Raw genomic sequence first — 6,713 nt, forward strand, 5'->3', positions numbered from 1 at the left:
CGATTGCGGCGCATATCACAGCCGAATAACGGCTGTCGAATCGGACACGCCGGTCAGGCGCCGCGCCGGGCCTCCCAGGCGGACGACACCATGTCGCGCAGCGAGTGGCGCATCGACCAGTCGAGGTCCTTGGCCGCCAGCTCGCCCGACGCCACGATCCGGGCCGGGTCGCCCGGCCTCCGCGGGGCGATCTCGGGGGTGAACGGGATCCCGGTGACCTCCGCCATCGTCGTCATGATCTCGCCTACGCTGACGCCGTCTCCGGAGCCGAGGTTGTAGACGGGAGCGATCTCGTCACCGGCGGCGAGGCGACGGGCCGCCGCGACGTGCGACACCGCGAGATCCGCGACGTGGATGTAGTCCCGGACGCACGTGCCGTCGGGGGTCGGGTAGTCGTTCCCGTTGATCCGCGGCGTGCGCCCGTCGAGCAGCGCCTCGAAGACGAGGGGGAAGAGGTTGTGGGGGCTCGTGTCGTACACGTCGGGCGTGCCGGAGCCGACGACGTTGAAGTACCGCAGCGAGGTGTGTGCGAGGCCGGCCGCACGCCCCTGGTCCGCGAGCAGCCACTCGCCGATGAGCTTCGACTCCCCGTACGGCGACTCCGGGTGCTTCTCGGTCTCCTCCGTCACGAGCTCGACGTCGGGCGTGCCGTACACGGCCGCCGAGGAGGAGAAGACGATGCGGCCGACGCCCGCGTCCGCCATCGTCGCGAGCAGCGTCGCGGTGCCGGTGACGTTCTGGGCGTAGGTGTGCAGCGGCCGCTGCACCGAGACGCCGGCGTACTTGAAGCCCGCCACGTGGATCACGCCCTCGACGTCGTGCTCGGCGAAGGTCCGCTCGAGCAGCTCGCCGTCGAGGATCGAGCCGCGCACGAACGTGACGCCGTCCGGCACGAAACCGCGGTGCCCGCTCGAGAGGTCGTCGAGCACCAGCGGCTCGAGACCCGCGTCTCCGAGCGCCCTGACCACATGCGCACCGATGTAGCCAGCGCCGCCGGTGACCAACCACGTCATGCGCGCGACCCTATCCGCGGAGCCGCCATGCGTCCGTCAGCCTCGCCGTGCTCAGAGCAGGAGGGCGGCCCACGCCCAGCCGAGCGCCGAGACGACACCGACCGCGGCGAACGCCGCGGCGGCGAGCACGGGGCCCGAGCGGAGGGGGCGAGCGGTGCGGGTGCGGTGCCGAGCGGGATCGGCGACCGCGGCGCGCGCCTCCTGGAACGACCGGAAGGAGCCGATCGGGTCGCCGTCGGCGTCCGCGGCGAGCCAGCGGTGCCCCTCCTGCACGCTGCCGAGATGACGGCCGTCGCGCCGGGCGACCCAGAGGTGGGTGTCGAGCGGGCGCCAGGAGATGCCGGAGTCCGCCGGTGCCGGTGCTGCTGCCGGGCTGATCGCGATCGTCATCACCGCTCCTTCCTCCTCCTGGACGCTACCGAGGGCCTCGGACATGCGCGTGAACGACCGATGAATGGAGGATGGGGACATGTGCGGGCGCTACGTGGTGACGAAGGCCGTGACCGATCTGCTGCCGGATCTCCTGGGCGGCCTCGGCGGCCTGCCGGACGACTACAACGTGGCACCGACCGCGATGGTGCCGGTCGTGCGCGACCGCCACGGCGAGCGCGTGCTGCCGGAGGTGAAGTGGGGCTTCCTCCCGTCCTACGCGAAGGACGCGAAGCAGCGACCGCAGCCGATCAACGCCCGGATCGAGACGGTCGCGACCTCCGGCATGTTCAAGCGGTCGTTCGCGAAGTCGCGGTGCATCGTGCCGGCGCTCGGCTACTACGAGTGGGTCGTGACCCCGACGGGCAAGCAGCCCCATTTCATCCACGCACCGGAGGGCGCGCTCGCGATGGCCGGCGTGCTCTCCGCGTGGGCGGACCCCGCGAAGGAGCGGGACGACCCCGAGCGCTGGCTGATCTCGATGGCGATCATCACGCGCGACGCCCACGTCGCTCCCGGTGAGGTGCACGACCGCATGCCCGCATGCCTCTCCCCCGAGGGCTACGCGACCTGGCTGGACGAATCCGCCTCCTCCGCGGACCTGCTCGACCTGCTGGAGGACGAGTCGCTCGACGTCGCGCGGACGCTCACGCACTACGAGGTGAGCCGGGACGCGAACAGCGTGCGCAACAACGGCCCGGGCCTGATCCACCCCCTCCCGCCCGCCTCCTGAACGCTCCCCCTCCCGCCCTCCACGCACACTTGCCGCGAATCGGGGCGCGCCCAGGCGCGGCGGGCCCGATACGGGGCAAGTCCGCGCCACCCGCTCACGCACCCACACACGCTTGCCGCAAATCGGGGCACGCCCCGGCGCGTCGAGCCCGATACGAGGCAAGCCCGCGCCAGCCCCAGCCCCGCACCCACGCACGCTTGCCGCAAATCGGGGTGCGCGCCCGCGCGTCGAGCCCGATACGGGGCAAGCCCGCCCCACCCGCTCACGCACCCACACACGCTTGCCGCAAATCGGGGCATGCCCGGGCGCGTCGGGCCCGAAACGGGGCAAGCCCGCGCCGGAGCCTCAGCGCCCGATGCTCCGCTCCGCGATCGCGGCCTGGACGCGGGCCACCAGCCCCTCGCGATCGAATGCGAGATCGTCCTTGGAGACGCGGATGATCCGCCACCCGAGCGCCTGGAGGAGCTCGTAGCGATGGACGTCCTTCCGCAGCTGCGCCGGGTCGCGGAAGTGGAGGTCGCCCTCGTACTCGATCGCGATCTTCCACTGGGGGTACACGAGGTCGCACTCGGCGACCCAGACGCCGAAGTCGTCGTAGATGTCCATGTTGATGCACGGCTCCGGACATCCCGACGCGACGAGGAAGCGGCGCAGCTCGGTCTCCTTCGGCGACCGGGACCCCTCCCGGAGCTCAGGGAGCGCCCGGTTCAGGAGGCTCTGACGTGGCCTGTCGCCGGCCGCGACCGCGTGGGCGAGCACGGCCAGCCGCAGCCGATCCGGCCGCCCCTTCGCGAGGAGGCTCTCCCCCGCGATGACGAGATCGTCGAGGCCGAGCATCGTCGCCAGCTGACACCAGGCCTCCTCCGGTCTCGCGACCCGGAGACCGTCGCGCTCCACCGTGCCGCCGGGTCGGTCGATGAGGAGGTGGCCCCGGACGCGCTTGCCGCGCGGCTGACGGAAGCCGGGTGGGACCGCGACATGCACCTCCATGCGCTGCTCGACGACGATCGGCAGCCACATGCGGTGGGAGATCGACGCGGTCGCGTGGCTGAAGTACTGCTCCGGCGACATCCGCGGGCGGTAGTCGTGCGCGAGCTCCAGCACGGTGGTGGGTTCACTGAAGCCGCGGACGCCGTGGTGGGGCCTAGCCCAGCCGGCGTGCCGGAGCTCGTCCGGCGTCAGTCCGGCCTGCAGGCCCTGCTGATAAGTGAAGACGGACCCGAGTCCGGGGGCATTGCGCGGCATGGCCGAGAGGGTGGCCGCGCGGACGGGCGGCCCGGCACGAATTCGACGCCAGCGCCTCCGGATCGCGCAATCCGCGCCTGTGGAGGAGCCGATGTGCGCCTCCCGCCCCCTCAGAAACGCGGACTTGCCCCGAATCGGGCGCGCCACGCCGCAAGGCACCCCGATATGAGGCAAGCCCGAGGTCGAGCACGGAGCCGAACGCGCGGACTTGCCCCGAATCGGGCCCGACGCGCCGGAACCCACCCCGATATGTGGCAAGCCCGCGGTGAGGGCGCGGTGCGGCCGGAGGAGGTCAGCGGGCGGTGATCGCCGCGATCACGTCGACCGTGTCCTCCCAGCCCTCGACGGCGACCGTGGGGACGCCGAGCGCCTTCACCGGGTAGTCGTTGCCGTCCGGGTCGAGCCGGTCGCCGACGAAGAGCGTGTCGTCGAACGGGATCCCGGTCAGCTCGGCGAGCCGCTGCATCCCGTACGCCTTGTCGATGCCCTGCCGCGTGATGTCGACCGAGGTGGACCCGCCGCTGCGCACCTCCAGGTCCGGCAACCGCTCCTGCACGGCCGCCCGGAGGCGGTTCTTCTTCTCCCCGGTCGGGTCCCACGCCTTCTTCGCGTCGAGCGGCGCGCGCTGCCCGAGCGCCGAGAAGGTGATCTGCGAGCCGCGGTCCTCGAGCGCCGGGCCCCACGTCTCCTCCGCCCACAGGCCGAGCCGCTTCGCCTCGCGCTCCACGGCCGCCATCGCGCGCTGCTTCTCGTCGTCGGAGAGGTCCTCCGCGTAGACGCAGGTCAGCCCGTCGGCGGTGAGCCGCCAGTACTGCGTCCCGCACGTGGGCATGAGGTGGAGGCGCGTCGCGAGCCGGTCCGGCAGCGTGCCGAGCCGGTCGACAACCTGGGTTCGGAACTGCTCCACCTGGCCGCCGGAGATGACGCACACCTCCGACACCTCGAGCAGCGCGAGCAGCGCGTCCCGGACCGGGTCGGGCAGCGGCGCCTTCGACGGGGCGAGGGTGTCGTCGAGATCGAACGCGGTCATCCGAGGGCGGACGGGCACGGGGTTCACCACGCGCCCCACGGTAAAGCACCGGTCGGCACGCGATCGACGGGGAGGCCTTAGGTCTCTTCCGGTCACGAAAGGTGCGCTGCTACGCGAACGACACCAATGTAACGAACCGGTAACGGCGGCTGGAACAGGGCATCTGCGTAGTTGCGCTGCCCCCCGTTCGGGGGAAACCATAAGGGCGTCCTGAGCCCTTGGTAACGATGCCCGAGCTCACCACCTTCGCCACGCCGCTCTCCCAGGCGGCTGCACGTGACAGAGGATTCATGGAATCAGGAGCCCTTGGCGACGCCATGCCGGACGGCAGGCTGAGCGCGGCGCGCCCGAGCGCCTTCGCCGGGTCGACGTTCGCCGCGCCCGACCTGTCCGTGCCCGTGCAGCGCATCGGCTGGCGCCGGGGCTACCACGCCGCGCTCGTCGCGACGGACTTCGCCGCGATCGCGGTCGCGGTCCTGACCGCCCAGTCGCTCCGCTTCAACGACACGCCCTGGCACATCCTCAGCACCCTCGACGTCGACGGCTACCCGCTGATCGGGATCGCGCTCGGGCTGGTCTGGATGGCGATGCTCGCCGCCAACCGCTCCCGGGAGGTGCGCGTGCTCGGCGCGGGCGCCAGCGAGTACCAGCGCGTCGCGAAGGCGACCGGGGTCGCGTTCGGGGCGTTCGCGGTCATCATCGTCCTCTTGAAGCCGGACATCGCTCGCGGCTACCTGCTCATCGCGCTGCCGGTCGGCCTGCTGATGCTGCTCGTCGAGCGGTTCCTCTGGCGCTCCTGGCTGGTCGCGAGGCGCCGGGAGGGCCTCTGCCTGATCGGCGCGGTCGTCGTCGGCAACCGCCAGGACGTCACGCGCGTCACGAACGACCTCATCAAGCACCACCACGCCGGCTACCGACCGATCGGCGTCGCGTACACGGACGGCACCGGAGGCGCGGAGTTCGCCGCCGCGGACGGCCGCTCCGTGCCGCTCGTCGACTACGGGATGCTCGCGGACACGGTCCGTGCCACCCACACCCGAGCGGTGATCGTCGCCGGCGAGCTGCCCGGCGGAACGGAGGCGCTCCAGGACCTCGGCTGGCGGCTGGAGAACTCGAAGACCGAGCTCATCCTCACCTCGCACCTCACGGACGTCGCCGGGCCGCGCATCCACATGCGCCCCGTCGACGGGCTGCCGATGCTGCACGTAGACCTGCCGCTGTACGCGGGCCTCAATCACACGATCAAGCGCGGCATCGATCTCGTGCTCGCGGGGCTCGCCGTGCTGCTGCTCTCCCCCGTGCTCGCGGCCGTCGCGCTGGCGGTCGTGCTCGAGGACCGCGGGCCGGTGCTGTTCCGGCAGGAACGGGTGGGCGTCGCGGGCGGCTCGTTCACGATGTTCAAGTTCCGGAGCATGGCCGTGGACGCGGAGGCGCGCCTCGCTCAGCTCGTCGAGCAGAACGAGGGCGCTGGCCTGCTGTTCAAGATGAAGGACGACCCGCGCATCACTCGGGTCGGCGCGTTCATCCGCCGCTACTCGCTCGACGAGCTGCCGCAGCTCTTCAACGTCCTGAACGGCAGCATGAGCCTCATCGGCCCGCGTCCCCCGCTGCCGCGCGAGGTCGCCGCCTACGAGGGTCGCGTCAACCGCCGGCTGCTCATCAAGCCGGGCATCACCGGGCTGTGGCAGGTCAGCGGTCGCTCGAACCTGTCGTGGGAGGAGAGCGTCAAGCTCGACCTCTACTACGTCGAGAACTGGTCGATCACGACGGATTTCGTGATCCTGCTGAAGACGGTGAAGGCGGTCGTCGCCCGCGACGGCGCCTACTGATCCGGTCCGTGCGGGACATCCCGCCTCCGAGATCGCTTCCGCACGTGATGCGCTTCTCCTTCATGCGGCGCACGGGCAGCGATGACGCCCGGCGACATCCGAACGAACCTCGGGCTCGAGCCGGCGATGGCCGATGGGGCTGGACTCAGGAGGTCGTGGTCTGGTCGACGAGGGCCGCTTCGCACCTCGTGCGGGTGGGTAGCACGGCAGTCCCCAGACCCAGGCCGACACGCCGAGTTCGCGAGATTCCATCCGGATCCTTCGTCCGACCGGAAGGATCGTCGCGAGAAGGCGCGAATGTCGCGATTCGCGCGGGTCGCGTGGTTATCGTCGAGTCGCGCCGGTGAGCGTCTCCTCCTCCCCGCCCCTCTGCCGGAAGGCCCTCCTCGTCATGCCTCTGCGCCATGGTTTCCGTCGTCGCCCTGCGACCGCGA

At 71.3% G+C, this 6,713-nt stretch carries 6 protein-coding genes; 2 read left to right on the forward strand and 4 right to left on the reverse strand.

What is annotated here, in order from left to right; translation table 11 throughout:
• Positions 1-53: 53 nt before the first annotated feature.
• Together galE and ACTHLI_RS07840 are read right to left on the reverse strand one after the other, a co-directional pair.
• Complete coding sequence (galE, locus tag ACTHLI_RS07835) at positions 54-1,013, reverse strand: UDP-glucose 4-epimerase GalE (protein ID WP_440182601.1); 960 nt, start codon at positions 1,011-1,013, stop codon at positions 54-56.
• Between the two features lie 51 nt (positions 1,014-1,064).
• Positions 1,065-1,403: a hypothetical protein gene (locus ACTHLI_RS07840; RefSeq protein ID WP_440182602.1), complete on the reverse strand. Its 339-nt coding sequence runs from the start codon at positions 1,401-1,403 to the stop codon at positions 1,065-1,067.
• Positions 1,404-1,482: 79 nt separating this feature from the next.
• On the opposite strand from ACTHLI_RS07840, the gene ACTHLI_RS07845 reads away from it, so the two are divergent.
• Positions 1,483-2,175 (forward strand): SOS response-associated peptidase, encoded by a 693-nt coding sequence (locus ACTHLI_RS07845; RefSeq protein WP_440182603.1) that lies wholly within the window; start codon positions 1,483-1,485, stop codon positions 2,173-2,175.
• Between the two features lie 345 nt (positions 2,176-2,520).
• Here ACTHLI_RS07845 and ACTHLI_RS07850 read toward each other — a convergent pair whose 3' ends face one another.
• Together ACTHLI_RS07850 and ACTHLI_RS07855 are read right to left on the reverse strand one after the other, a co-directional pair.
• Positions 2,521-3,420 (reverse strand): endonuclease domain-containing protein, encoded by a 900-nt coding sequence (locus tag ACTHLI_RS07850; protein WP_440182604.1) that lies wholly within the window; start codon positions 3,418-3,420, stop codon positions 2,521-2,523.
• A 292-nt stretch (positions 3,421-3,712) separates the two neighbouring features.
• The gene (locus tag ACTHLI_RS07855; RefSeq protein WP_440182607.1) at positions 3,713-4,450 is read right to left on the reverse strand and encodes an HAD-IIB family hydrolase; all 738 of its coding nucleotides are present in this window, start codon (positions 4,448-4,450) and stop codon (positions 3,713-3,715) included.
• A 290-nt stretch (positions 4,451-4,740) separates the two neighbouring features.
• On the opposite strand from ACTHLI_RS07855, the gene ACTHLI_RS07860 reads away from it, so the two are divergent.
• Complete coding sequence (locus ACTHLI_RS07860; RefSeq protein ID WP_440182605.1) at positions 4,741-6,279, forward strand: sugar transferase; 1,539 nt, start codon at positions 4,741-4,743, stop codon at positions 6,277-6,279.
• Positions 6,280-6,713 lie beyond the last annotated feature (434 nt).

It is taken from the genome of Amnibacterium sp. (assembly GCF_051956055.1).
GTDB lineage: Bacteria > Actinomycetota > Actinomycetes > Actinomycetales > Microbacteriaceae > Amnibacterium.